Here is a 25,245-nt window from a genome sequence, read left to right as displayed (position 1 = left end):
CATGTCCGCGACCCGTAGTGCAGTCAAGCCGGCCGCTGCCGCCCGCCGCCCCAACCCGATGAGCACGTTCGTCTGGAACGGCACGGACAAGCGCGGCAAGGTGATGAAGGGCGAGCAGGAAGCGAAGAACGCCAATGCGCTTCGCGCCGAGCTGCGACGCCAGGGCATCACGCCGCGCGTGGTGAAAGCCAAGGGCAAACCCCTGTTCGGCGGGGCAGGCAAGACGATCACGCCGCTCGAGATCGCGGTGTTCAGTCGCCAGCTCGCTACGATGATGAAGTCGGGCGTGCCCATCGTCAGCTCGCTGGAAATCGTGGCGAACGGCCACAAGAACCAGCGCATGGCGAAGATGCTCAACACGATCCGCTCCGACATCGAGAGCGGTTCTTCGCTTTACGAGGCGCTGAGCAAGCACCCCGTCCAGTTCGACGAGTTGTACCGCAACCTGGTCAAGGCGGGCGAGACGGCCGGTGTGCTCGAGACCGTGCTCGATACGATCGCGACGTACAAGGAAAACATCGAAGCCCTGAAGGGCAAGATCAAGAAGGCGATGTTCTATCCCGCGATGGTCGTCGCGGTGGCGCTCATCGTCAGCGCGATCCTGCTGGTGTTCGTGGTGCCGCAGTTCGAGACCGTCTTCCAGAGCTTCGGCGCCGACCTACCGGCGTTCACCAAGCTGATCATCCGCATGAGCGATTTCATGGTCGCCTACTGGTGGATGGTGCTGTTCGCCGTCGTCGGCGCCGGCGTAGCCTTCATCATGGCGAAGAAGCGCTCGCTCGCGTTCTCGCGCTTCCTGGACCGCGCCATCCTCAAGCTGCCGGTGATCGGGCAGATCATGCACAACTCGGCGATCGCGCGGTTCTCGCGCACGCTGGGCGTCACCTTCCGCGCAGGCGTGCCGCTGGTGGAAGCGCTGGACATCGTCGCCGGCGCCACGGGCAACAGTCTGTACGAAGATGCCGTGCGCAACATCCGCGACGACGTGTCGGTCGGCTACTCGGTCAACATGGCGATGAAGCAGGTCAACATCTTCCCGCACATGGTGGTGCAGATGACCGCCATCGGCGAAGAGGCGGGCGCGCTCGACACCATGCTCTTCAAGGTCGCCGAGTTCTACGAACAGGAAGTCAACAACGCCGTCGACGCGCTTTCCAGCCTGCTGGAACCGCTGATCATGGTGTTCCTGGGCGTGATCGTCGGCGGCATGGTCATCGCGATGTACCTGCCCATCTTCAAGCTCGGCGCGGTCGTGGGCTAAGCGGCCCCGATCACCCCGTTCTGAACTTCGGGCACAATCCCGCGCATGGCATTCCTCGATCAAAACCCCGCCATCGGATTTCCGCTGGCGGCCGGACTCGGCCTGCTGGTCGGCAGCTTTCTCAACGTGGTGATCCTGCGCCTGCCCAAGCGGCTGGAGTGGCAGTGGCGCCGCGACAGCCGCGAGGTGCTCGGCGAGCCCGACACCTACGATCCGCCGCCACCTGGCATCGTGGTCGAGCGCTCGCACTGCCCGCACTGCAAGCACCAGCTGTCGTGGTACGAGAACATTCCGGTGTTCAGCTACGTGGTGCTGGGCGGGAAGTGCCGCAACTGCAAGGCGCCGATCTCACCGCAGTACCCTCTGGTCGAGCTGCTGACGATGCTTCTGGTGGTCGCAAGCGTGTGGCGCTTCGGCTTCGGCTGGCAGGGCTTCGGCGCGATCGTCTTCACGTGCTTCCTGATCGTGCTGTCGGGCATCGACCTGCGCACGCAGTTGCTGCCCGACCAGCTGACGTTGCCGCTGATGTGGCTGGGTCTGATCGCCGCCTCCGACAATCTCTACTTCCCCGCCAAACCGGCACTGCTGGGCGCGGTGGCGGGCTACCTGAGCCTCTGGATCGTGTGGTGGCTGTTCAAGCAGCTCACCGGGAAGGAAGGCATGGGGCACGGCGACTTCAAGTTGCTGGCGGCCATCGGCGCCTGGACGGGCCTGAAGGGCATCCTGCCGACGATCCTGCTGTCCTCCGTGGTCGGCGCAGTGGTTGGCTCGATCTGGCTCGCCATGAAGGGCCGTGATCGGGCGACGCCCATTCCGTTCGGCCCGTACCTCGCCATCGCCGGCTGGATCACCTTCTTCTGGGGCGAGCAGATGGTCGGCGCCTACATGCAGTTCGCCGGCCTGAAGTAAGGTCCCGCCGGTTTACCCTACCCGCTCTGAAGCGGCGTACAGGCCCATGAGCGAGTTCATCGTCGGCGTCACCGGAGGCGTGGCCTCCGGCAAGAGCGAAGTCACGCGTCGCTTCGAGGCGCTGGGCGTTCCCGTCGCGGACGCCGACGTCGCGGCCCGCACCGCGGTCGAGCCGGGCTCGGACGGACTGGCCGAGGTCGTCGCAAGCTTCGGCGCGGATGTCCTCGCGCCGGACGGAAGCCTCGATCGCGCCGCGATGCGTCGCCACGTGTTCGGCGACGACGCCGCACGCCGGCGACTTGAAGCCATCATCCATCCCCGCGTGCGGGCGAACCTTCGTGCTGCGTGCGAGGCCGCGTCCTGGCCCTACGCCATCGCGGCCATTCCGCTGCTCGCCGAAGGCGGCGGACGCGAGGCCTACCCGTGGCTGTCTCGCATCCTCGTGGTCGACGTGCCGGTCGACGTGCAGCGCGCGCGCGTGATGGAGCGCGACCGCGTGGACGCCGAGCTGGCGCAGCGGATGATCGCCGCGCAGGCCACGCGCGACCAGCGGCTGGCGATCGCGGACGATGTCATCGTCAACGACGGCCCCGTCGAGCTGCTTGTTTCCCACGTCGCGGCGCTGGATCGCCGCTACCGCGCCCTGGCTGGCGCGCACGCGTAAGCGCCGGACCTGTCAGGCCGACGGCCAGAGGCCGCGGATCGCGGCGATGCCTTGGGCGCCGTGCGACCGCGCCTCATCCACATCCGCCGGAGCGAGGCCGCCGATGGCGTAGATCGGCAGCGACACGCGTTCGCGCATCGCCGCGAAGCCGTCCCAACCGATGCCTTCGACGCCTGGGTGGCTCGGCGTCGGTTTCAGCGTGCCGAGGACGGCGAAATCGCACCCGAGTGATTCTGCCGCGAGCAGGTCGTCCACCTCGTGGCAGGAGGCCGCCAATGGAAGGCCAGACGGGATCGGACGCTCCGACAGGCCATGCAACAGGCGCGAAGGCAGATGCAGGCCGAGCCCGAACTCGATCGCCAGCGCGACATCGCCATTCACCAGCGTTTCCGCGCCGGCCTGGCGGCACAGGCGCGCGGCCTGGGCGACCAGCGCGCGCCATCGTCCCGCGTCCAGCTCCGGCGCGCGCAGCTGCACGCGCCTGACGCCGTTGGCCAACGCATGTTCGAGACGCGCGAGCCAGACGGCGTCCTCCCCCGCAGGCGACGGCGTCACGAGGTAGTGCGCTGGCTGCAGCAAGGCCGCGACAACGGGCCGATCGGCCGGCGGCATCGCGTAGCTGGCGAGCTTCTGCGGCGGTACCCAGACGAGCGCCTGCCCTTCCAGGCCGCGCGCATGGCCGCGCCACGCGGCGATGCTGCGCACATCGAGGCGCAAGCGTTTGTCGGGATAGCGCTGGGGAACGTTGATCAGCGGCGCGCCGATGTCGACCTCGATGCCTAGCTCCTCGTGCAGCTCGCGCGCCAGCGCCGCTTCGGCGGATTCGCCGGGTTCGTGCTTGCCGCCCGGGAATTCCCACAGTCCGGCGAGGTCGCGCCCTTCGGTGCGACGCGCGAGCAGCACGCGGCCGCGCGCATCGCGGATGACGCCCGCGACCACTTCGACATGGCGCAGTGCACCCTCAACCGCGCCCGGATCGACCGCGCGCGAGACATCGGGAGTGGAAGTGGTGCTCACCTGCTTACCGGAACGTGGAAGGCGTCCCGGGCACCGCCCTCCCCCGTTTGCGGGAGAGGGCGTCTGGAGCCGCTGCCGTCAGGCGATCTGCCCATGGCAGTGCTTGTACTTCTTGCCGCTGCCGCAGGGGCAGGGATCGTTGCGGCCGACATTGGCGAACACGTCGCCACCGGCGGCGGCCTGCGCCTGCGCGGCTTCCTCGTCGGCACCGAAACCGCCGGCCGAGGCGTGCTGGAACTGCATCTGGCGTGCCTGCGCTTCGGCGGCGGCACGCTCCTGCGCTTCGAGCGCGGCGACTTCGTCCTCGCTGCGGATGCGCACGCGCGCCAGCAGCGTGACGACTTCGCGCTTCACCTTCTCCAGCATCTCGGAGAACAGCTCGAACGCTTCCTTCTTGTATTCCTGCTTCGGCTGCTTCTGCGCGTAGCCGCGCAGATGGATGCCCTGGCGCAGGTAATCCATGCGCGCGAGGTGCTCCTTCCAGTTCTGGTCGAGCACGTTGAGCATGATGTGCTTCTCGAGCAGGCGCATCGTCTCGCTGCCGAGCTGCTCCTCGCGCTGGGCGAAGTGGCCTTCGACGGCCTCCTGCACCAGGCGCTCGATCGTCTCGGCGTCGACTTCCTCGCTCTTGCCGACGAACTCGCGCAACGACATCTGCACTCCGAACTCGGACGCGAGCGTCGCTTCCAGGCCCGGCAGGTCCCACTGGTCGTCGACCGAATTCGGCGGCACGAAGCGCGCCACGATGTCGGCCACGACGTCGCCACGGATGCCTTCGACGTTCTCGTTGACGCTCTCGGCTTCCAGCAGCTCGTCGCGCTGGCTGTAGATCACCTTGCGCTGGTCGTTGTTGACGTCGTCGAAGTCCAGCAGGTTCTTGCGGATGTCGAAATTGTGGGCCTCGACCTTGCGCTGCGCGTTGGCGATCTGCTTGGTCACCAGCGCGCTTTCGATGATGTCGTCTTCCTTCAGGCCCATGCGCGCCATCACGCGCTGCACCCAGTCGGCCGCGAAGATGCGCATCAGGTTGTCTTCGAGCGACAGGTAGAAGCGCGAGGAACCCGGGTCGCCCTGGCGACCGGCGCGGCCGCGCAGCTGGTTGTCGATGCGGCGGCTTTCGTGGCGCTCGGTGCCCACGATGTGCAGGCCGCCGGCGGCCTTCACCGCTTCATGGCGCGCCAGCCATTCGGACTTCAGGCGGGCCTTGGTGACCTCGTCGATCGGCGCGCCGGTCTTGGCTTCCAGCTCGGCGATTTCGTTCTCGAGCGATCCGCCCAGCACGATGTCGGTACCGCGGCCGGCCATGTTGGTGGCGATGGTGATCGCGCCCGGGCGGCCCGCCTGCGCGACGATCTGCGCTTCGCGCTCGTGCTGCTTGGCATTGAGGACTTCGTGGTGGATGCCGGCGTCGCGCAGCTGCTGGCTCAGCATTTCCGACACTTCGATCGAGGTCGTGCCGACCAGTACCGGCTGCTTGCGGGCGTTGGCGTCCTTGATCTCGTTGAGCACCGCGCGGTACTTGCCGTTCCGGTTGAGGAACACCGCGTCGGGGTGGTCCTTTCGCTGCACCGGCTTGTGGGTCGGGATGACGATGACTTCCAGGCCGTAGATGCTCTGGAATTCGTACGCCTCGGTGTCGGCCGTGCCGGTCATGCCGGACAGCTTCTTGTACATGCGGAACAGGTTCTGGAAGGTGATGCTCGCCAGCGTCTGGTTCTCGCGCTGGACCGGCACGCCTTCCTTCGCCTCGACCGCCTGGTGCAGGCCGTCCGACCAGCGACGGCCAGCCAGCGTGCGGCCGGTGAACTCGTCGACGATCACCACTTCGCCATCGCGCACGATGTAGTCCACGTCGCGCTGGTAGATGGCGTGCGCGCGCATGGCGGCGTTGAGGTGGTGCACGACGCTGAGGTTCTGCGCGCCGTAGAGCGTGTCGTCCTCGCCCTGCAGGATGCCGGCCTGGCGCAGCAGGTGTTCGGCGCGTTCCTGGCCGGCTTCGGACAGGTGCACCTGCTTGCCCTTCTCGTCGACCCAGTAGTCGCCTTCGCTTTCTTCCGTCGCCTGGCGCGACAGCTGCGGGACGATGCGGTTGACCTTGATGTACAGCTCCGGCGACTCGTCGGCCGGGCCGGAGATGATGAGCGGCGTGCGCGCCTCGTCGATCAGGATCGAGTCGACCTCGTCGACGATCGCGTAATGCAGGCTGCGCTGGAAACGGTCTTCCTTCGACAGCGCCATGTTGTCGCGCAGGTAGTCGAAGCCGAACTCGTTGTTGGTGCCGTAGGTGATGTCGGCGGCGTACGCGGCGTGCTTGTCGCTGTGCGGCATGCCCGGGTAGACCACGCCGACCGACAGGCCCAGCCAGTTGTACAGGCGGCCCATCCAGGCCGAGTCGCGGCGGGCCAGGTAGTCGTTCACGGTGACGACGTGGACGCCCTTGCCTTCCAGCGCGTTGAGGTAGACCGGCAGCGTCGCGACCAGGGTCTTGCCCTCGCCGGTGCGCATCTCGGCGATCTTGCCCAGGTGCAGGACCATGCCGCCGATCAGCTGGACGTCGTAATGGCGCATGCCGAGCACGCGCTTGGACGCCTCGCGACAGACGGCGAATGCCTCGGGCAGGATCTTGTCGAGCGACTCGCCATCGGCGATGCGCTTCTGGAACTCCGCCGTCTTGGCCTGCAGTTGCTCATCGGAGAGCTTCTGCATCTCCGGCTCAAGCGCGTTGATCTTGGCGACGGAGCGTTGCAGTTGGCGCAGCAGGCGATCGTTACGGCTGCCGAAAACGCGGGTAAGCAGGCTGTTGAGCATGGAGTGCGACTGGGTCCGTTGTAGCGGAACAGGGATACCGGCGGGCCGGACGCATTCAGAGTCCGTGTCCACCGGCGAGTTCCCCGAAGGAAGGCTCTGGCCGGCTCAAATGAAATCGGGGCGCCGCGCGCCCCGAAAGTATCGAGCCTGAACTGTGGCCGCGCCGATTGTAGCGTGTGGGCGAGGACCGATGCTTGCAAGGCACCGCCTTGCATCGGGCGAGCGCCCGGAGCGTGCCGCGGAGGCCAGGGATCCCTGGAGGCGGCCTATGCCACCCGCAGGAGCCCCGCTCCCTGCCTCAGCCCTTGATCTCCATCTTCAGCGGCGACTGCTGGCTGAGGAACTTGCGCGGGTTCACGACGCGGTTGTTCTCCCACACCTCGAAGTGCACGTGGGCACCGGTCGAGCGGCCCGTCGAGCCGGCCTTCGCGATTTCCTGCCCGGCGCGCACCAGCTCGCCGACCTTGCGGGTCAGGCGTGAGTTGTGGGCGTAGCGGGTGACGTAGCCGTTGCCGTGGTCGACCTCGATGACGTTGCCGTAGCCCGAGCGCACGCCCGAGTAGCTGACGACGCCGTCGGCCACGGCCAGCACCGGATCGCCGACATTGGCCTTGAAGTCGATGCCCTTGTGGTTGGCATGGCCACCGCTGAACGGATCGGCGCGGCCGCCGAAGCCGGAGGTGATGTAACTGTTGGCGATCGGCTCGCGGCCCGGCACGGAGTTCATGTCGAGCTGGCGGTTGAACAGCAGCGACTCAAGCACCGAGAGCTGCTCACCGGACGCCTTGAACTGCGCACCGAGCGTGGCCATGCCCTCGTCCAGCTCGGGCTTGGTCATGTCGCGCACCGGGCCGACACCACCGACGCCGACCGGCTTGTCGAAGTCGAACTCGCCGTCCTGCAGCTGGCCGATCCGGGTCAGGCGTTCGCCGAGAGCGTTGAGGCGGTTGGCCTCGGCCTGCAGCTCGCCCATGCGGGCGGCCAGGGCATTGATTTCGCGTTGGGCGTCGCGGCGGGTCGCTGCGATCAGCGCCTCCTGCCGGTCGGCCTTGCTGCGCAGCATGGCGTTGTCGGCGAGGGTGACGCCCGCGCCGAGCGCGGTGCCGGTACCCAGCAGCAGCGCCATCGCCAGCGCCGGGCGCTGTGCGCCCCAGTAGCCCGCACGCTGCAGCATCGACGAAAGCTGCACGCGGGTTTTGTTTACGATGGTTGAATAAGTCATGTCCAGTTCTGATTCCAAGCCCAGGTCGCGCAAAGGCGGCCCATCGACTCCACGCGCCGCGCTGGATGCGCTGCTCGCCGAGCCCGCTGGCGGTCCGGTGCGTCGTGCCTTGTGGCTCGACGAGCTGGACCAACGGTTTCGCCCGCTCCTGCCGCCGTCGCTGGCCGCGCATGCGCGACTGGCCAACTACGAACGCGGCAGGCTCGTGTTTGTCGTCGATGCCCCGGTGTGGCGAGCCAAGATGCGGCTCGCTGCCCCTGAACTGCTCGACGCGGCCCGTTCCATCGGGCTGGATGCGGCTGAACTCATCGTCAAAACGACAACGCCGGTGATCGCCTCCCCGCAATCGGACCGGAAAGCCAAACCCATCTCCGCTACCGCACTACAAGCCTTGCAGGCAGCGCTGGAGTCGCTGAAGGAGCCCGGTTCCACCGGCTCCAGTGACTCCACCTGAAGTTTTCGTCGTGTTGGCAGGTTTGTTGCCGCCACGTCGATACGCCAGGGTTCGGGGCATGCTAAAGGCCTAACCCCTTGAATTTGTTAAGAGGTTAGAAACCTTTCGGAAGAATATCGTTAAATAAAAGTTAAGGCGTCACGCAGAGTTCACGTCTGTGACGTCCGCCCAATTCATGAAAACGCTTGCGGCGTGTGCCCAGCCGCGTTGCGCGAACCGCTCAGGCGGTTGCCGGAATCCCGTATGTCACGGGCGCTTCGTGCACGTCCGACTCGGTGAAACTCACCTCGTCCCAGGCCGAACGCTCGGCCAGGAGGGCGCGCACCAGCTTGTTGTTTAGCGCGTGGCCGGACTTGAAGCCGACGTAGGCGCCGATGATCGGACGACCCGCGAGATACAGGTCGCCGACGGCATCCAGGATTTTGTGCCGCACGAACTCGTCGGCGTAACGCAGGCCGTCGTCGTTGAGGACGCGGAACTCGTCCAGCACGATCGCGTTGTCCATCGAGCCGCCGAGGCCGAGGTTGCGTTCGCGCATGTATTCCAGGTCGCGCATGAAGCCGAACGTGCGCGCACGGCTGACTTCCTGGATGTAGTTGGCCGTGGAGAACTCGACAACGGCGCGCGACTGCGACGCCGGGATGGCCGGGTGGTCGAACTGCACGGTGAAGTCGAGGCGGAAGCCGTCGTACGGCTCGAACCGCGCGATCTTGTCGCCCTCGCGCACTTCCACCGGCTGGCGGATGCGGATGAAACGCTTCGGCGCGTCCTGCTCGTAGATGCCTGCCGACTGCAGCAGGAACACGAACGGACCGGAGGAGCCGTCCATGATCGGCACTTCGGCCGCGGACAGTTCCACATATAGATTGTCGACGCCCAGCCCCGCGAGCGCGGACAGCAGGTGTTCGACGGTCTGGATCTTGGCCGGACCACAGGTCAGGCCGGTGCACAGCGTCGTCTCGGTCACCAGCTCGGCGCTGGCCGGCACTTCCACCACCGGGTCCAGGTCGACGCGACGGAACACGATGCCGGTATCGACCGGCGCCGGGCGCAGCGTGAGAAAGACCTTTTCTCCACTGTGCAGGCCCACGCCGGTGGCGCGGATCACGTTCTTGAGGGTGCGCTGACGCAGCATGGGGGCGACCTTGGGGGGCGGCGTGCTTCTTCGTTACGTGTGTGCGACCGCAGGCAGGTGCAAATGGTTCTCGCCTGAACGGCCGGCAAGAATAGCACCGCGCACGCTGAACCATGACGGAAACAAGTCACGATCCCGTGAAGGGAAGACGGCCGGCCGGACCCGCCGTAGCGGACCGGCCGACCCCTGCCCCATCGGGGGCCAGAAGGACGACGACACCCCGGTCCTCCCCGTGGCGAGGGAGGACCGGTTGGAACCCGGGCCTGCCGTCAGCCCGGACCGGGCCGACGGCGGGCCGACTGCATCAGTCGGCCTGGCGGCGGAGGAACGCCGGGATGTCCAGATAGCTGCTGTCGCTGCCGAAATCGGCGACGGCCGGAGCCGACGACGGTTCCACGCTGCGGCTGCCGGCGCTGCCGCGCAGACTGTTGCCGAAGCTCGGACGCGCGGTCGGCATTTCGTCCATCGCCGAGAACTCCGGCTGGCCGGTCGTGGCGTTGCGGACCAGCGAGATCGGGGCGCGCTGCGCCTCGCGCTCGTTGCCGCGAACCGACTGGCGGGCGACGGCGCGGTTCAGGCCCGTGGCGACCACGGTGACCTTCACCTCGTCCTGCATGTCCGGATCCAGCACGGTGCCGATGACGACGGTCGCGTCCTCGGAGGCGAAGTTCTCGATGGTGCGGCCCACTTCGTCGAACTCGGCCATCGTGAAGTCCGGACCGGCGGTGATGTTGACCAGGATGCCGTTGGCGCCGGACAGGTTCACGTCGTCCAGCAGCGGGTTCTGGATCGCCGCTTCCGCCGCGGCCTGTGCACGATCGTCGCCGCGGGCGGCGCCCGTGCCCATCATCGCCAGGCCCATCTCGCTCATCACGGTGCGCACGTCGGCGAAGTCGACGTTGATCAGGCCCGGACGCACGATCAGGTCGGCGATGCCCTGCACGGCGCCGAGCAGCACGTCGTTGGCGGCGCGGAACGCCTGAATCATCGTCGCGTTGCGACCCAGCACGGTGATCAGCTTCTCGTTCGGGATGGTGATCAGCGAGTCGCAGTGGTGGCTCAGCTCCTCGATGCCCTTCAGCGCGACCTGCATGCGGCGACGGCCTTCGAACGGGAACGGCTTGGTGACCACGGCCACCGTCAGGATGCCCATCTCCTTGGCCAGCTGCGCCACGACCGGCGCGGCGCCGGTGCCCGTGCCGCCGCCCATTGCCGGCGGTGATGAACACCATGTCGGCGCCGGTCAGCGCGTCCATGATGCGTTCGCGGTCTTCCAGCGCAGCCTGGCGGCCGACTTCCGGATTCGCGCCTGCGCCCAGGCCCTTGGTGACGTTGCTGCCCAGCTGCAGCTGCAGCTTCGCGCCGCAGTTCTTGATGGCCTGCGCGTCGGTGTTGGCGGTGATGAACTCCACGCCATCGACGTTGCCGCTGACCATGTGCGCCACGGCGTTGCCGCCGCCGCCGCCCACGCCGACCACCTTGATGACCGCGTTCGGGGCCATTTTTTCAACCAGTTCGAAATGTGCCATGTCGTCGTCCTCGTTATGTAGTGCTAGTTATTTGCTGTGCTTTCGAATCGTCGTAGTGCCGGAACCGCAAGTACTGCCGTCATCGCCTCGCCTGCCCGCTCGATCCAGGCCCTGCCCGGATCGGGAACCGGCGTCGGCCCATGCCGCGTCGATTCCTTGAAAACCCCTGGTCGCCGCGTCGTCAGAACTCGCCGCGATACCAGTTCTTGATCTTGTTGAAGAAGCTTCCCGCGCGGCCGGTCGGAATCACCGGGCGGCGCGGGTTCTCGATCTGGCTTCCCATCAGCAGCAGGCCCACGCCGGTGGCGTGCACCGGGTTGCCCACCACTTCGCCAAGACCGGTCACGTGCTGCGGAATGCCCACGCGCACCGGCATCTGCAGCATTTCCTCGGCGAGTTCGACCACGCCTTCCATCTTCGCGGCGCCGCCGGTGAGCACCATGCCGGCGCGCACGTGCTGCTCGAAGCCGCTGCGGCGAAGCTCCGCCTGGATCATTTCGAAGATCTCCTCGTAACGCGCCTGCACGGCCTGCGCGAGCGACGCGCGCGGCATGCGGCGCGGCGGGCGATCGCCGACGCTCGGAACCTGGATGGACTCTTCCGCCGTCGCCATCTGCGCCAGCGCGCACGCGTAACGCACCTTGATCTGCTCGGCTTCCGGCGTGGGCGTGCGCAGCATGTGCGCGATGTCCTCGGTCACCTTGTCGCCGGCGATCGGCAGGCTTGCGCTGTGCGCGATCGCGCCGCCGACGAACACCGCGATGTCGGTCGTGCCTGCGCCGATGTCGACCAGCACCACGCCGAGTTCGCGCTCATCGCTGGTGAGCACGGCCTGGCTGGAGGCGAGCACGCTGAGGATCAGGTCGTCCACCTGCAGGCCGCAGCGCTGCACGCACTTGCTGATGTTTGCTGCCGCCGACTGCGCGCACACGACCAGGTGCGCATGCACTTCCAGGCGCACGCCGGTCATGCCGACGGGATTGCGGATGCCTTCCTGCGAATCGTCGAGCACGTAGTCGCGCGGGATCGCGTGCAGGATCTTCTGGTCGGCCGGGATCGCCACGGCCTTGGCCGCTTCGAGCACGCGGTCCAGGTCGCCGTAGGTCACTTCGCCGTCGCGGATCGGTGCGATGCCCTGCGAGTTGCGGCACTGCACGTGGTTGCCGGAGATCGACGCGTACACCGAACGGATCTCGCAGCCGGCCATCAGCTCGGCTTCCTCGATGGCGCGCTGGATCGACTGCACGGTGGACTCGATGTCCACCACGACGCCGCGCTTGAGGCCGCGAGATTCGTGCGAGCCGATACCGATCACCTCGATCGGGTTGCCCGGCGAGTATTCACCCACCAGCGCCACCACCTTCGAGGTGCCGATGTCGAGGCCGACGATCAGCGACTTGTCACCCTTGCGATTCATGATTGTCCCTGCTGCTGCGGTTCTGCCGCCGGCGCCGGCACGGGCGCCCACGTCAATGCAAAACCATTGGTGTAACGAAGGTCGGCGAGCTTGAGCACCTGCGCCTGCTGCGTGAGCAGCTGCGGCAGCAGGCGCACGAAACGCGACAGGCGTGCACGCGCTTCGCTGCGGCCGACGACGATGCGCGCACCGTTGTCCAGGCCGAGCGTCCAGCTGCCGCGCGGATCGAGGCCGACTTCGCGCACTTCAAGACCGATCGGCGCGAACATCGCGCGCGACTCGTTGTAGAGCTCGACGACTTCGCTGACGCGCGCTTCCGGACCGCCGAGCAGCGGCAGGCCCTTCGGCACGTCGATGCCCTTCGCCGGGAACAGCCTGCCCTGCTCGGACAGCAGCAGGTCGCCACTCCAGCGCGCGAACGGGCGATGTTCGAACACCGTCACTTCCAGCACGTCGGGCCAGCGCTTGCGCACTTCGGCGCGCTCGACCCACGGCAGCTTCGACACCGCGTCCTGCGCGCCCGCCAGATCCACCGCGAAGAAGCCGCGCTGCGCATACGGCAGCAGCGTCTTCTGCAGCAGCACGCCATCGACGCGCTCGAACTGGCCCGTCGCACGCAGCTTCGTCAGCGGCCAGTGCGCGGCACCGATCCAGCCGTTGAGCACGGCGACGACCGGCAGCGCGACCAGCGCCAGCGCGAGGATCCATCCGACGAGGCGAAGCATGGCGTTCACGCCGCCGCACCTCCCGCGTTCGCGAGGCTCGACTCGAGCACGCGCCAGCACAGTTCATCGAACTCGATGCCGATCTGGCGCGCGGCCTTGGGCACCAGCGAATGGCTGGTCATGCCCGGCGCGGTGTTCACTTCGAGCAGATACAGCTGGCCGGTCGCGCGATCGCGCATGAAGTCCACGCGACCCCAGCCGCGGCAACCGGCGGCGACGAAGGCCTCCGCCGCGATGCGGCCGATCTCCGCTTCCGCCGCGCCTTCCAGGCCGGGGCACAGGTACTGCGTGTCGTCGGAAATGTACTTGGCGTGGTAGTCGTACCACTCGCCCTTCGGGACGATGCGGATCGACGGCAGCGCGATGTCGTTGAGCACCGGCACCGTGAGTTCCTCGCCGACGATCAGCTGCTCCATCAGCATCTCGCCCGGATAGTTCGCGGCGAGTTCGACGGCGGCATCGAGATCGGCATCGCTGAGCACGCGCGACACGCCGACGCTGGAGCCTTCACTCGACGGCTTGATGAACACCGGCAGACCCAGTTCGCGCGCGGCGGCGTGCACGTCACCACCCTTCGCCAGGCGCACGTAGCGCGGCGTCGGCAGGCCAATGCTGAGCCACACCTGCTTGGTGCGGATCTTGTCCATCGTCAGCGCCGAACCCAGCACGTCCGAACCGGTGTACGGAACGCCAAGCGCTTCGCACAGGCCCTGCAGCACGCCGTCTTCGCCGCCGCCCTTGTTGCCGTGGAGGATGTTGAAGACGCGATCGACGCTGCCGGCGCGGATCGCGTCGATCAGTGCCGGGATGCCATCGACCGCGAACGCATCGACGCCGCGCGAGCGCAGCGCTTCGAGCACGTTGCGGCCCGAGTCCAGCGAGACCTCGCGTTCGGCGCTGGTGCCGCCCATCAGCACGGCGACGCGACCGAACGCGGCCGGATCGGTGATGCGGGTCGGACCGAGTTTCGCCGCTGCGGACTGCGCGCTCACTTCTTCTCTCCGTTGGATGCGTTGAAGCCGTTCGCAGCGATCTGCTGCGCGGCGTAGCCGATGTCGCCCGCGCCCATCATCAGCAGCAGGTCGCCATCGTTGAGGACGTCAGGCAGCACGCTCGACAGATCTGCCGCGCCGCTCACGACCACGGGATCGATGCGGCCGCGCGCGCGGATCGCGCGTGCCAGCGACTTCGCGTCCGCACCGGCGATCGGCGCTTCGCCGGCCGGATACACCTCGGTCAGCACGAGCACGTCGACGGTCGACAGCACCGCGGCGAACTCGTCGAACAGATCGCGCGTGCGGCTGTAGCGATGCGGCTGGAACGCGACGACCAGCCGCTTGTCTGGCCAGCCACCGCGTGCAGCGGCGAACACCGCGTCCAGTTCCTTGGGGTGATGGCCGTAGTCGTCGACCAGCTGCACCGTCGCGCCCTTCGACGTGGTCGGGCTCGCAAGCAGGTTGAAGCGGCGCCCGACGCCGGCGAAGTTCTGCAACGCACGCGCGATCGCATCGGCCGCGACGCCCAGCTGCCACGCCACCGAAGCGGCGGCCAGCGCGTTGAGCACGTTGTGGCGGCCCGGCAGCGCGAGCGTGATCGGCGTGCGTGTCGCATCGGGCAGGCACAGCGTGAAGCGCATGTTCGGGCCGTCCTGCTGCACGTCTTCGGCGCGCACGTCGGCTTCGATGCTGAAGCCGTACGTCATCACGTGGCGCGGCGTCTTCTTCGCGAGCGCGGCGACTTCCGCATCGTCGATGCACAGCACCGCCAGCCCGTAGAACGGCAGGCGATGCATGAACTCCTCGAACGCCGCCTGCACGCGGGCGAAATCGCCGCCGTAGTTCTCCAGGTGATCGGCGTCGATGTTGGTGACGATGGCGATCTGCGGATTCAGGCGCAGGAAGCTGCCGTCGCTTTCGTCGGCTTCGGCCACGAGCCATTCGCCCGTGCCCAGGCGCGCGTTCGCGCCGGCTGCGAGCAGCTGGCCGCCGATCACGAACGTGGGATCGATGCCGCCTTCGGCGAGCACGCTGGCCGCGAGCGACGTCGTCGTGGTCTTGCCGTGCGTGCCGGCCACCGCGATGCCGCGCTTGAAGCGCATCAGCTCGGCAAGCATTTCCGCGCGCGGCACGACCGGGATGCGCTGCGCGCGCGCTTCCATCAGCTCCGGGTTGTCGGGCTTGATCGCGCTGGACACCACGACGCAATCGGTGCCGAGCACGTTCGCGGCAGCGTGACCCTTGTTCACGGTGACGCCCAGCGAGGCGAGACGACGCGTCACCGCATTGTCGGCGTTGTCCGAACCCGACACCTGGTAGCCGAGCGTGCACATCACTTCGGCCAGGCCGCTCATGCCCACGCCGCCGACGCCCACGAAGTGGACGCGCGGGAAGGCTTTGGCGAGGTCGCCGGTGTGCTGCAGGCGGCGACGCAGGGCCGTACTCATTCGACTTGCTCCAGAACCAGTTGTGCGACGCGTTCGGCTGCGTCGGGTTTGGCGATCGCGCGCGCAGCCTGCGCCATCTGCAGCAGGGCGCCGCGTTCGCCGAGGATTTCGAGGGTGGCCGACAGACGCTGCGCCAGGTCGCCCGCCGTGCCCTGCGGCACGAGGTGCGCGGCGCCGCGGTCGACGAGGTATTGCGCGTTCTTGGTCTGGTGGTCGTCCACCGCCTGCGGGAACGGCACCAGCACGCTGCCAACGCCGACCGCGCACAGCTCCGCGAGCGTCAGCGCGCCGGCGCGGCATACGACGATGTCGGCCCACGCGTAGGCGGACGCCATGTCGGCGATGAAAGGTTCCACCGACGCCTGCACGCCCGCCTCGGCGTACGCGCGCTCGGCTTCCTCGCGCAGCTTCTCGCCGCACTGGTGGCGCACTTCGCACTGGATGCGGCCACGCAGGCCGGCGACGGCCTTCGGCACGGCGGTGTTCAACGCACGCGCGCCCTGGCTGCCGCCGAGCACGAGTACGCGCAGCGCGCCGGTGCGTCCGGCAAAACGCTGCGCCGGCGGCGCGACCTCGGCGATCTCGGCGCGTACGGGATTGCCGACGACTTCCTCGTTCGGGAACGTGTCCGGGAAGCCGGTCAGCACGTGGCGCGCGAAACGCGCGAGCACGCGGTTGGTCAGGCCCGGCGCGCGGTTCTGTTCGTGCACGATCAGCGGAATGCCGGCGAGCTTCGCCGCCAGGCCACCCGGGCCGGCCGCATAACCGCCGAAGCTGATCACCGCGCGCGGCTGGCGCTCGCGCAGCGTCTGCATCGCGGCGCGCACGGCGCCGATGAGGCGGAACGGCGTGGCCAGCAGCGTCGCGACGCCCTTGCCGCGCATGCCGCGCACGGCGATGGTGTCGATGGCGATGCCGTGCTGCGGGACCAGGCGTGTCTCCATGCCGCCTTCCGCGCCGAGCCACAGCACCGGGACGTTGCGCTCGTTCAGCGCCTTGGCCACGGCGAGGCCCGGGAAGATATGCCCGCCGGTGCCGCCGGCGAGGATCATCACCGGATGCAGGTCGGAATCGGTCGCGGCGTGCATCACGCGATCCTCCCCAGCGTCGGCTCGACGCGCTGCTGCAGGCGGCTGGTGCCGCGCGACGTCGTCGCCGACGCAACCGGCGCGGGCTTGCGCGAAGGCATCGGCGCGGCCGTCGGCGACGGCGCGGCCGGATCGTTCGCGGCCGACGGCGGCGCGGTCTCGTTGCGCACCCGCGCCACCTGGCGCTGCGCGCGATCGAGTTCGTACGACACGCGCAGCAGCAGACCGAGCGCGGCGCAGGTCATGATCACGCTCGAACCACCATAGGAAATCATCGGCAGCGTCAGGCCCTTGGTGGGCAGCAGGCCGAGGTTCACGCCGATCGAGACGAAGCTCTGCAGGCTCATCCACAGCGCGATGCCGAACGCGCAGTAGCCGGCGAAATGACGGCGCATCTCCACGCACTTCAGGCCGAGCCAGAACGCGCGGCCGGCGAGGCCCGCGTACAGACCGACGACAAGGCACACGCCGAGGAATCCGAACTCCTCCGCGATCACCGCCATGATGAAGTCGGTGTGCGCTTCGGGCAGGTACGAGAGCTTCTGCACCGATGCGCCGAGCCCCACGCCGAGCCATTCGCCGCGACCCACCGCCATCAGCGCGTTGGTCAGCTGGTAACCGGTCTTGAACGGGTCCTGCCACGGGTCGAGGAACGAGGTCAGGCGCACGACGCGATACGGTTCGGCGATCGCCACCACCGCCAGCACCGGCAGGCCGATCAGCACCGGGCCGAACATGCGCGGCATGTTCACGCCGCCGAGCACCAGCATGCCGGCGGTGATCGCCAGCAGAAGCGAGGACGAACCGAAGTCCGGCTGCAGCAGCAGCATCATCACCAGCGCGACGGCGACGCCGATCGGCTTGAGCATCGCGCCCCAGGTCGCCGTCACTTCCTCGCTGTAGCGCTTGAGGTAGCTGGCGAGCCAGACGATGTAGAGCAGCTTGACCGCTTCGACGGCCTGGAAATTCGAGAACCCGAGGTTCAGCCAGCGACGCGCGCCGTTGACGCTGCGGCCGATGCCGGGCACGAACACCGCGATGAGCAGCACGAAGCACACCAGCAGCAGCCACTGGTTGTGCTGCTCGATGGTCTTCAGTTCCGTGCGCATGACCCACACCGCGCCGACCAGACCGATGGCGAGGAACACGACGTGGCGCGTGAGAAAGTAGAACGCGCCGACGTCGTGGCCATCGGCGACGCCAATAGAAGCCGAGCCGACCATCACCACGCCCAGGCACGCGAGCGCGCACGAGATCCCGAGCAGCCACGGGTCGAAGTGGCCGCCGATCGCGTCGAGTCGTGTTGCCTGGCGCGCGGAGTCGCTCATCAACGTACCTTCAGCGTGGCCAGGCCGACGAGGACGAGCACGACGGAGATGATCCAGAAGCGCACGATCACGCGCGGCTCCGGCCAGCCCTTCAGCTCGAAGTGATGGTGGATCGGCGCCATGCGGAACACGCGCTTGCCGGTGAGCTTGAACGAGGCGACCTGGATCATCACCGACAGCGTTTCGATGACGAAGATGCCGCCCATGATCACCAGCACCAGTTCCTGGCGCACGATCACCGCGATGGTGCCGAGCACGGCGCCGAGCGCGAGCGCACCGATGTCGCCCATGAACACCATCGCCGGATAGGTGTTGAACCACAGGAAGCCCAGGCCCGCGCCGGCGATCGCCGCGCAGATGATCACCAGCTCACCCGCTCCGGGTACGGCGGGAATCTGCAGGTACTTCGAGAATTCCGCGTGGCCCGACGCGTACGCGAAGATGCCCAGCGCGCACGCGACCAGCACCGTCGGCATGATCGCGAGGCCGTCCAGGCCGTCGGTGAGGTTCACCGCGTTGGAGAAACCGACGATCCAGAAGTATGCGATCGCCACGAAGCCCACGCCCGCCAGCGGCAGCGCGATCGACTTGAAGAACGGCACGTAGAAGTTCGTCGCCGCCGGAACGTCGGCGAAGTACCACAGGTACAGGCCGGCACCGAGGCCGAACACCGACTGCGCAAGGTACTTCCAGCGCGACTTCAGGCCATTGGGGTCGCGCCTGACGATCTTGATCCAGTCGTCGTACCAGCCGATCGCGCCGAAGGCGAGCATCACCAGCAGCACGACCCACACGTACTTGTTGCGCAGGTCGCCCCACAGCAGCACCGAGGCCATTACCGTGAACAGGATCAGCGCGCCGCCCATCGTCGGCGTACCGGCCTTGGAGAAGTGCGACTGCGGGCCGTCCTTGCGGATCGGCTGGCCGCCCTTGAGCTGGCCGAGCTTGCGAATCACCGCCGGGCCCCACCAGAGCGACAGCGCGAGCGCGGTGAGCGCGCTCAGGATGCCGCGGAAGGTGAGGTAGCCGAACAGGCCGAACAGGCTCTGCAGTTGTTCGAGCCAACGCGTGAGTTCAAGCAGCATGGGTGTCCCCTTCTTGCGGGCCCACGAGCGCGGCCACGATCCTGTCCATCGCGCTTCCGCGCGAGCCTTTCACCAGTACCCGGACGCCTTCGCGCAATTCGTTCTTCAGCACATCGGCCAGCGCGTCATGCGTTTCGAAGTGCGTCGCGCCTTCGCCGAACGTGCGCGAGGCCGCCGCGCTGTACGGCCCCAACGTGAGCAGGCGGCGGATGCCGGCGCTTTTCGCGCGACGTCCGGCTTCGGCGTGCATCGCTTCGGCGTCGGCGCCCAGTTCGCGCATGTCGCCCAGCACGAGCCACGCTTCGCCGCCGCCGGCCGCGAGCGTGTCGATGGCCGCAGCGAGCGATCCGGGGTTTGCGTTATAGCTGTCGTCGATCAGCACCGCGCCGTTGGCGAGGCGATGCGTGATCAGCCGTCCAGCGACCGGACGCGCGGCGTTGAGGCCTTCGGCGACCTGCTGCAGCGTCGCGCCGACGCTGAGCGAAAGCGCCGCAGCGGCGAGTGCGTTGCTCACGTTGTGACGACCCGGCAACGCGAGCGACACCGCGGCCTCGCCCTGCGGCGCGACAAGCGTGAAGCGCGAGCCGTCCGGCAGCGCCTCGATATTCTTTGCGGTGAGATCCGCACTGGATTCGAGGCCGAAGCGCAGCAGGCGACGGCCGTGCGCGCGTTCGGCGAAGTACGGCGCGAACGCGTCGTCGGCGTTGATCACTGCCACGCCCTCGCCCGGCAGCGCGTCGTAGATCGCCGCCTTCGTGTCGGCCACGCCGAGCAGGCTGCCCATGCGCTCCAGGTGACCGGGCGCGATGTTGTTCACGATCGACACGTCGGGACGCACGATGTCGGTGAGGTACGCGATGTCGCCTGGCTTTCCGGCGCCCATTTCGTAGATGGCGAAGACGGCGTCGTCCGGACCGTCGATCACCGCCAGCGGCAGGCCGATCTCGTTGTTGCGGTTGCCCGGCGTTGCGAAGGTCTTGCCGACGCGCTCGAGGATCGCCAGCGTCAGCGCCTTCACGCTGGTCTTGCCATTGCTGCCGGTGATCGCGACGACCTTCTGCGCATTGGCTTCGATGCGTTCGCGATGCACGGCGGCGGCGAAGTCGGCCAGCGCGCGTTCGGTGTCGGCGACGACGATCTGGGCCACGGAAGCATCGACTTCGCGCGACACGAGCGCGGCGGCAACACCCGCCTGCGCGGCCTTCGCGACGTGGTCGTGGCCGTCGAAACGCTCGCCCTTCAGCGCGACGAACAGCGCAGCGCCGCCGTGCGGCAGCGCGCGCGTGTCGGTGGCGATCGCGTCGACCATGCGGTCCTCGCCGATGAGGCGGCCGCGGGTCATGCGGGCGATGTCGGAGAGCTTGCGCGCTTTCACTGGCGAGCCTCCAGCGCGGAACGCGCCACCTGCGTGTCGTCGAAGGGATGCTGCACGCCCTGCACGTCCTGGTAGGGCTCGTGGCCCTTGCCTGCGATCAGCACGATGTCGTTCGGACCGGCCGTGCCCACCGCGTGCGCGATCGCCGCGGCGCGGTCGCGCTGCACGGTGACGCGCTCGGGATGCGCGAAGCCGGCCATGATGTCGGCCACGATGACGTCGCCGTTCTCGAAACGCGGGTTGTCGTCGGTCACGATGACGACGTCGGCGTGCTGTTCCGCGATCGCCGCCATCTGCGGGCGCTTGCCGCGGTCGCGATCGCCGCCGCAGCCGAACACGCAGATCAGCTTCGCCTGCACATGCGCGCGCAACGACGACAACGCCTGCTCCAGCGCATCGGGCGTGTGTGCGTAATCGACGACCACCAGCGGCACGCGGCCATCGCCACCGAGGCGATTCATGCGGCCGTGGATCGGCTGCAGCGTCGCGAGCGTTCCCGCGACCTGGGCCGGGGCGTCGCCCAGCGCGATGAGCACGCCGGCGACCGCGAGCAGGTTGTCGACGTTGAAGCGGCCGAGCAGCGGCGACTGCACCGCATGCGACTGCCCATCCACGACCAGGTCGAAGCCGATGCCTGCGTTGTCGAAGCGCAGGTTGCGCGCCTGCAGCGTGGCCGACGCATCGCCGCGCGAACTCACCCCGATCGCGCGCACGTCGTGCGGCAGCGTGGCGATGAGCTCGCGACCGAACGCGTCGTCGAGGTTGATGACGGCCGCCTTCAGGCCCTTCCACGCGAACAGGCGCGCCTTGGCGGCCCCGTAGGTCGCCATGTCGCCGTGGTAATCGAGGTGGTCGCGCGTGAGGTTGGTGAACACCGCAACGTCGAAGTGCACGCCATCGACGCGGCCCTGGTCGAGCGCGTGCGAGCTCGCTTCCATCGCGATGGCCTGCGCGCCGTCGTCGTGCATCGTCGCGAGCAGTTCGTGCGTCTGCAGCACCAGCGGCGTGGTGAACCCGGTCGGCACGACATGCCCGTACAGGCCCGCGCCGAGCGTGCCGACGCTGCCGCTGACGATCCCGCGCGCGTGCCACGCCTGCGTGAGCAGCTGCACGGTCGAGGTCTTGCCGTTGGTTCCGGTGACGCCGACGACGGTCATCGCCTCGGTGGCGCGGCCGTGGAAACGATCGCCCATTTCGCCCAGGCGCGAGCGCAGGCCCGGCACGGCGATCGCGTCGTGCGGCGCTGGCAGGTCGTCGGGCGCGGGCGGCTCGAACAGGATGGCCGAGGCGCCGGCCGCGCGCGCCTGGTCGACGAAGCGCAGCCCGTGCGCACCGAAGCCGGCGATCGCGACGAACGCGTTGCCCGGGCGGACGGCGCGGCTGTCGAGCACCAGGCCGGTGATCGTGAGTTCCGGCGGAATGCCGGCGACGTCCGGCAGCAGTTCGGCCAGCGGCATGAGGCGGCTCATCGCGCACCTCCAGGCGGCGTCACCAGCCCGACCGGCGCGGGCAGCGCGGCCGAGGCATGCGTCGGTGCCGGCAGCACGGTGCCGGTCGGCTTGCCGCCGTTGGCCTTCGCGCGCTTGGCTTCGGCGGCGGCCTGCGCGGCCATCCAGGTGTCGATGTCGTCCGGCGCCACGTCCATCAGTCGCAGCGAACCTTCCATCACGCTCTTGAACACCGGGCCGGAAACGAAACCGCCGAAGTAGCCCTTCGCCGGATCCGGATCGTTGATCACCACCACCATCGAGAAGCGCGGATTGTTCACCGGCACGACGCCGGCGAAGAACGAGACGTAGCGGCGCGAGTAGCCGCCGAACTCGTTGAACTTGCGCGCCGTGCCGGTCTTGCCGGCGACGTGGTAACCCAGGATCGCCGCCTGCGTGGCGGTGCCGCCGGGCTCGGTCACGGTCTGCATCATGCGCATGATCGTTCCGGCGATGGCGGGGTCGAGCACCTGCACCGGTTCGTGGCGCTCGCCCTTCACGAACGTCGGCGCGATCAGCTTTCCGCCGTTGCCCAGCGCGGCGTACGCCTGCGCGATCTGTAGCGGCGTGGCCGACAGGCCGTAGCCATACGACATCGTCTGCTTGGTCGTGCCGCTCCAGCGCGACGGCGGCGCGAGCACGCCCGACGACTCACCGGGGAAGCCGCTGTTGGTCTTGTGGCCGTAACCGAAGCGCTTGAGGAACTCGTAGTACTCCTGGTTCGGCACCTTGGCGACGATCTTCGCCGCGCCGACGTTGGAGCTCTTGGTGATCACGCCCGTGGTGTCGAGCACGCCGTAATTGTGGTGGTCGGTCGTGCGGTACTTGCCGTTCGGCATCCAGCCCGGATTCGTGTCGAACTTCGTGTGTGGCGTGATGACGCCCGCTTCCAGCGCGGAGGCGACGGTCAGCGGCTTCATCGTCGAGCCGGGCTCGATCACGTCGGTCACGGCGCGGTTGCGGTGCGTGTCCGGATTGCCAACGGAGAGCGCATTGGGGTTGTAGGTCGGCAGGTTCGCCATCGCGAGCACTTCGCCGGTGGCGATGTCGAGCACGACGGTCGAGCCGCTGCTGGCGCCAGTGCGCTCCAGCGCGCTGCGCAGTTCGCGCATCGCCAGGAATTGGATGCGGCGGTCGATGGTGAGCGTGAGGTCGCGGCCCGGTTCGGCGGCCTTCACCAGGTCCACGCTTTCGACGATGCGGCCGGCGCCGTCGCGGATCACGCGCTTGGCGCCCGGCTTGCCGCGAAGCCAGTCGTCGAACGCGAGCTCCAGGCCTTCCTGGCCCAGGTCGTCGATGTTGGTGAAGCCCAGGATGTGCGCCATCGCTTCACCCTGCGGGTAGAAGCGGCGGAATTCGCGCTGCGAGAACACGCCGGGGATCTTCGCGGCGAGGATGCGCCTGGCTTCGTCCGGATTGATGCGGCGCTTGAGGTAGACGAATTCCTTGCCGGCGCGCTGGCTGAGCTTGCGCGTCAGCGCGTCGGGCGACACGCCCAGCGCCTTGGCCAGCTGCGGAATGCGCGCCGGATTCTTGAGCAGTTCCTGCGGGTTCGCCCACACCGATTCCACCGGCGTGGACACCGCCAGCGGCTCGCCATTGCGGTCGGTGATCATGCCGCGCGAGGTCGGGATCGGGATCTCGCGCAGCGAGCGCGCATCGCCCTGCTGGCGGTAGAAATCGTTGCTGATGACCTGCAGGTCCAGCGCGCGGCCGACCAGCGCGATCGAGCACAGGCCGAGCGCACCGCCCACCAGGAGCAGCCGGTTGCGCAGGTTGAACGAGGCGCGGCCGCGGCCCTTGCCGGCGACGCGATCGTTGCCACCGCCGAACTTGTCGCGCAGCGCGAGCACGGCGTCGAGCGGCCCGCTTCGGCCGCTGCGCTGGCTTGCGTTTCGAGGATTGCGCGATGCGCCGTTCATGGGCGGATCACCACGGTCTCGGCGCCTTCGGGGAACTTCATGCCCAGCCGGTCGCGCGCGACCTGGTCGATGCGATTGCTTTCCGACCACGTCGCCTGTTCGAGCTGCAGGCGACCGAATTCGATGTTGAGCTCGTCGCGCGCGCGCTCCAGGCGGCTGAGCTGGACGAACAACTGGCGGTGTTCATGGCGCGCCTGCACGACGGCCAGCGCCGAGACGACGTTGGCCACCACGAGCACGCTCAGCAGCAGGCGAAGGACGCTCACGCGCGCACCTCCGCATGCAGTTCCACAGCACCAGCCGGGAATCGGGTACGGGAAAGACGCGGTCGCTGGAGTGCCGGCTCGCCGGGCGCCATCGCGTTCCGCCGGTCTCCACGGCCCGTTGCCGGCTGTGCCGTGTCGGAGACGCCGTCCGATGCGCTCTCGCCTTCCTCGTTCCCGATTCCCAGCTTCTCCGCCACGCGCAGCACCGCACTGCGGGCACGCGGATTCGCCGAGGTTTCTTCGTCCGTCGCCTTCTGCGCGCCGCCGATGGCGCGCAGCACGGGCGTGAAGGCCACTTCCACCGGCATGCGGCGGTTGGCCGGCGGCGCCTTGCTGTGGCGCGCAATGAACTGCTTGACGATGCGGTCTTCCAGCGAGTGGAAGCTGATCACGGCCAGGCGCCCACCGGGCTTCAGGCGCGCCAGCGCGGCGTCGAGGCCCGTTTCCAGGTCGACCAGTTCGCGGTTGATGAAGATGCGGATGGCCTGGAAGCTGCGCGTGGCCGGATGGATCTTCTGGTCGCCGCGCGGCACGACCGACGCGATGAGGTCGGCCAGCTGTGCGGTGCGCTCCAGCGGCTGCGCATCGCGTCGGGCGACGATGGCGCGCGCGATCTTGCGGCTCATGCGCTCCTCGCCGTAGGTCCACAGGACGTCGGCGATCTCGCGGTCATCGGCACGCGCGAGCCACTGCGCCGCGCTCTCGCCGCTGTCGGGGTCCATGCGCATGTCCAGCGGGCCGTCCTTGCCGAAGCTGAAACCGCGCTCGGCGACGTCCAGCTGCGGCGACGACACGCCCAGGTCGAACAGCACGCCGTCCAGGCCGGCGGCGGTTTCGTCCCAGTTCGAAAGTTCGGCGAAGCTGCCACGGAAGACCGCGACGCGGGCGTCCTGCGCGAATTCGCGCATCGCCACCGCAATCGCTTCGGGGTCCTTGTCCATGAGCAGCAGGCGGCCTCCGGGGCCGAGTCGTTCCAGCACGCCGCGCGCGTGACCACCACGCCCGAACGTGCCGTCCAGGTACGTTCCACTCCCGCGCACGTCCAGGCCGTCGAGCACCTGCGCGTACATCACGGGAAGGTGGCCGGATAGCGCGCCGCGCTCCATGCCA

20 protein-coding genes and 1 pseudogene are annotated in these 25,245 nt (G+C 68.2%); 4 read left to right on the top strand and 17 right to left on the bottom strand.

The window, feature by feature from the left end; translation table 11 throughout:
• Position 1 precedes the first annotated feature (1 nt).
• The 3 genes from ABIE51_RS04810 to coaE are packed head-to-tail and all read left to right on the top strand — an operon-like array spanning position 2 to position 2,834.
• Positions 2 to 1,261 carry a type II secretion system F family protein gene (locus tag ABIE51_RS04810; protein ID WP_192632423.1) on the top strand — a complete coding sequence of 420 codons (1,260 nt, stop codon included), beginning with the start codon at positions 2 to 4 and terminating at the stop codon, positions 1,259 to 1,261.
• A gap of 45 nt (positions 1,262 to 1,306) precedes the next feature.
• The gene (locus ABIE51_RS04805; RefSeq protein ID WP_157029412.1) at positions 1,307 to 2,170 is read left to right on the top strand and encodes a prepilin peptidase; all 864 of its coding nucleotides are present in this window, start codon (positions 1,307 to 1,309) and stop codon (positions 2,168 to 2,170) included.
• Positions 2,171 to 2,216: 46 nt separating this feature from the next.
• Positions 2,217 to 2,834 carry a dephospho-CoA kinase gene (gene coaE, locus ABIE51_RS04800; protein WP_192632422.1) on the top strand — a complete coding sequence of 206 codons (618 nt, stop codon included), beginning with the start codon at positions 2,217 to 2,219 and terminating at the stop codon, positions 2,832 to 2,834.
• A 12-nt stretch (positions 2,835 to 2,846) separates the two neighbouring features.
• Here the strand turns inward: coaE and ABIE51_RS04795 are convergent, their stop codons facing one another.
• From ABIE51_RS04795 to ABIE51_RS04785, 3 genes are all read right to left on the bottom strand, one after another.
• The gene (locus ABIE51_RS04795) at positions 2,847 to 3,788 is read right to left on the bottom strand and encodes a Nudix family hydrolase (protein ID WP_502913324.1); all 942 of its coding nucleotides are present in this window, start codon (positions 3,786 to 3,788) and stop codon (positions 2,847 to 2,849) included.
• A gap of 141 nt (positions 3,789 to 3,929) precedes the next feature.
• Complete coding sequence (secA, locus tag ABIE51_RS04790; RefSeq protein WP_192632420.1) at positions 3,930 to 6,659, bottom strand: preprotein translocase subunit SecA; 2,730 nt, start codon at positions 6,657 to 6,659, stop codon at positions 3,930 to 3,932.
• Positions 6,660 to 6,957: 298 nt separating this feature from the next.
• Complete coding sequence (locus tag ABIE51_RS04785) at positions 6,958 to 7,881, bottom strand: M23 family metallopeptidase (protein ID WP_115841425.1); 924 nt, start codon at positions 7,879 to 7,881, stop codon at positions 6,958 to 6,960.
• Here ABIE51_RS04785 and ABIE51_RS04780 point away from each other — a divergent pair.
• Positions 7,880 to 8,335 carry a DciA family protein gene (locus ABIE51_RS04780; protein WP_115841424.1) on the top strand — a complete coding sequence of 152 codons (456 nt, stop codon included), beginning with the start codon at positions 7,880 to 7,882 and terminating at the stop codon, positions 8,333 to 8,335. The two genes, ABIE51_RS04785 and ABIE51_RS04780, sit on opposite strands and share 2 nt — an antisense overlap.
• A 220-nt stretch (positions 8,336 to 8,555) precedes the next feature.
• On the opposite strand, the gene lpxC is transcribed toward ABIE51_RS04780, so the two are convergent.
• From lpxC to rsmH, 14 genes and pseudogenes are all read right to left on the bottom strand, one after another.
• On the bottom strand, positions 8,556 to 9,470 hold the full coding sequence (lpxC, locus tag ABIE51_RS04775; RefSeq protein WP_192632419.1) for a UDP-3-O-acyl-N-acetylglucosamine deacetylase: 915 nt from the start codon (positions 9,468 to 9,470) through the stop codon (positions 8,556 to 8,558).
• A 304-nt stretch (positions 9,471 to 9,774) separates the two neighbouring features.
• Positions 9,775 to 10,999: pseudogene (gene ftsZ, locus ABIE51_RS04770) on the bottom strand (cell division protein FtsZ).
• 181 nt (positions 11,000 to 11,180) lie between these two features.
• Positions 11,181 to 12,416 (bottom strand): cell division protein FtsA, encoded by a 1,236-nt coding sequence (gene ftsA / locus ABIE51_RS04765; protein WP_115841421.1) that lies wholly within the window; start codon positions 12,414 to 12,416, stop codon positions 11,181 to 11,183.
• Positions 12,413 to 13,150 (bottom strand): cell division protein FtsQ/DivIB, encoded by a 738-nt coding sequence (locus tag ABIE51_RS04760; RefSeq protein ID WP_192632418.1) that lies wholly within the window; start codon positions 13,148 to 13,150, stop codon positions 12,413 to 12,415. The genes ftsA and ABIE51_RS04760 overlap by 4 nt, the downstream gene beginning before the upstream one ends.
• Positions 13,147 to 14,133, bottom strand: coding sequence for a D-alanine--D-alanine ligase (locus ABIE51_RS04755; protein ID WP_354503547.1), 987 nt, complete (start codon positions 14,131 to 14,133; stop codon positions 13,147 to 13,149). The genes ABIE51_RS04760 and ABIE51_RS04755 overlap by 4 nt, the downstream gene beginning before the upstream one ends.
• Positions 14,130 to 15,584 (bottom strand): UDP-N-acetylmuramate--L-alanine ligase, encoded by a 1,455-nt coding sequence (gene murC / locus ABIE51_RS04750; RefSeq protein WP_425492485.1) that lies wholly within the window; start codon positions 15,582 to 15,584, stop codon positions 14,130 to 14,132. The genes ABIE51_RS04755 and murC overlap by 4 nt, the downstream gene beginning before the upstream one ends.
• Positions 15,581 to 16,672, bottom strand: a complete 1,092-nt coding sequence (murG, locus tag ABIE51_RS04745) for an undecaprenyldiphospho-muramoylpentapeptide beta-N-acetylglucosaminyltransferase (protein WP_192632417.1) — start codon at positions 16,670 to 16,672, stop codon at positions 15,581 to 15,583. Before murG ends, murC begins: the two co-directional genes overlap by 4 nt.
• Positions 16,672 to 18,000, bottom strand: coding sequence for a putative lipid II flippase FtsW (gene ftsW / locus ABIE51_RS04740; protein WP_192632416.1), 1,329 nt, complete (start codon positions 17,998 to 18,000; stop codon positions 16,672 to 16,674). Before ftsW ends, murG begins: the two co-directional genes overlap by 1 nt.
• Entirely contained in the window at positions 18,000 to 19,085 is a 1,086-nt protein-coding gene (mraY, locus tag ABIE51_RS04735; protein ID WP_192632415.1) for a phospho-N-acetylmuramoyl-pentapeptide-transferase, read from the bottom strand. Before mraY ends, ftsW begins: the two co-directional genes overlap by 1 nt.
• On the bottom strand, positions 19,075 to 20,460 hold the full coding sequence (locus ABIE51_RS04730; protein ID WP_502913254.1) for a UDP-N-acetylmuramoyl-tripeptide--D-alanyl-D-alanine ligase: 1,386 nt from the start codon (positions 20,458 to 20,460) through the stop codon (positions 19,075 to 19,077). The genes mraY and ABIE51_RS04730 overlap by 11 nt, the downstream gene beginning before the upstream one ends.
• On the bottom strand, positions 20,457 to 21,929 hold the full coding sequence (locus ABIE51_RS04725; RefSeq protein WP_192632414.1) for a UDP-N-acetylmuramoyl-L-alanyl-D-glutamate--2,6-diaminopimelate ligase: 1,473 nt from the start codon (positions 21,927 to 21,929) through the stop codon (positions 20,457 to 20,459). The genes ABIE51_RS04730 and ABIE51_RS04725 overlap by 4 nt, the downstream gene beginning before the upstream one ends.
• Positions 21,926 to 23,869, bottom strand: coding sequence for a peptidoglycan D,D-transpeptidase FtsI family protein (locus ABIE51_RS04720; protein ID WP_192632413.1), 1,944 nt, complete (start codon positions 23,867 to 23,869; stop codon positions 21,926 to 21,928). The genes ABIE51_RS04725 and ABIE51_RS04720 overlap by 4 nt, the downstream gene beginning before the upstream one ends.
• Entirely contained in the window at positions 23,866 to 24,135 is a 270-nt protein-coding gene (gene ftsL / locus ABIE51_RS04715) for a cell division protein FtsL (protein ID WP_232338521.1), read from the bottom strand. The genes ABIE51_RS04720 and ftsL overlap by 4 nt, the downstream gene beginning before the upstream one ends.
• Complete coding sequence (gene rsmH / locus ABIE51_RS04710; RefSeq protein WP_115841414.1) at positions 24,132 to 25,241, bottom strand: 16S rRNA (cytosine(1402)-N(4))-methyltransferase RsmH; 1,110 nt, start codon at positions 25,239 to 25,241, stop codon at positions 24,132 to 24,134. Before rsmH ends, ftsL begins: the two co-directional genes overlap by 4 nt.
• Between the last annotated feature and the right edge of the window lie 4 nt (positions 25,242 to 25,245).

The sequence above is a fragment of the Lysobacter sp. OAE881 genome (genome assembly GCF_040546665.1).
In the GTDB taxonomy this organism is placed as follows: domain Bacteria; phylum Pseudomonadota; class Gammaproteobacteria; order Xanthomonadales; family Xanthomonadaceae; genus Lysobacter_J; species Lysobacter_J soli.
Note: the sequence above shows the minus strand (reverse complement) of the source record. Positions and strands in the feature narration are given on the sequence as shown.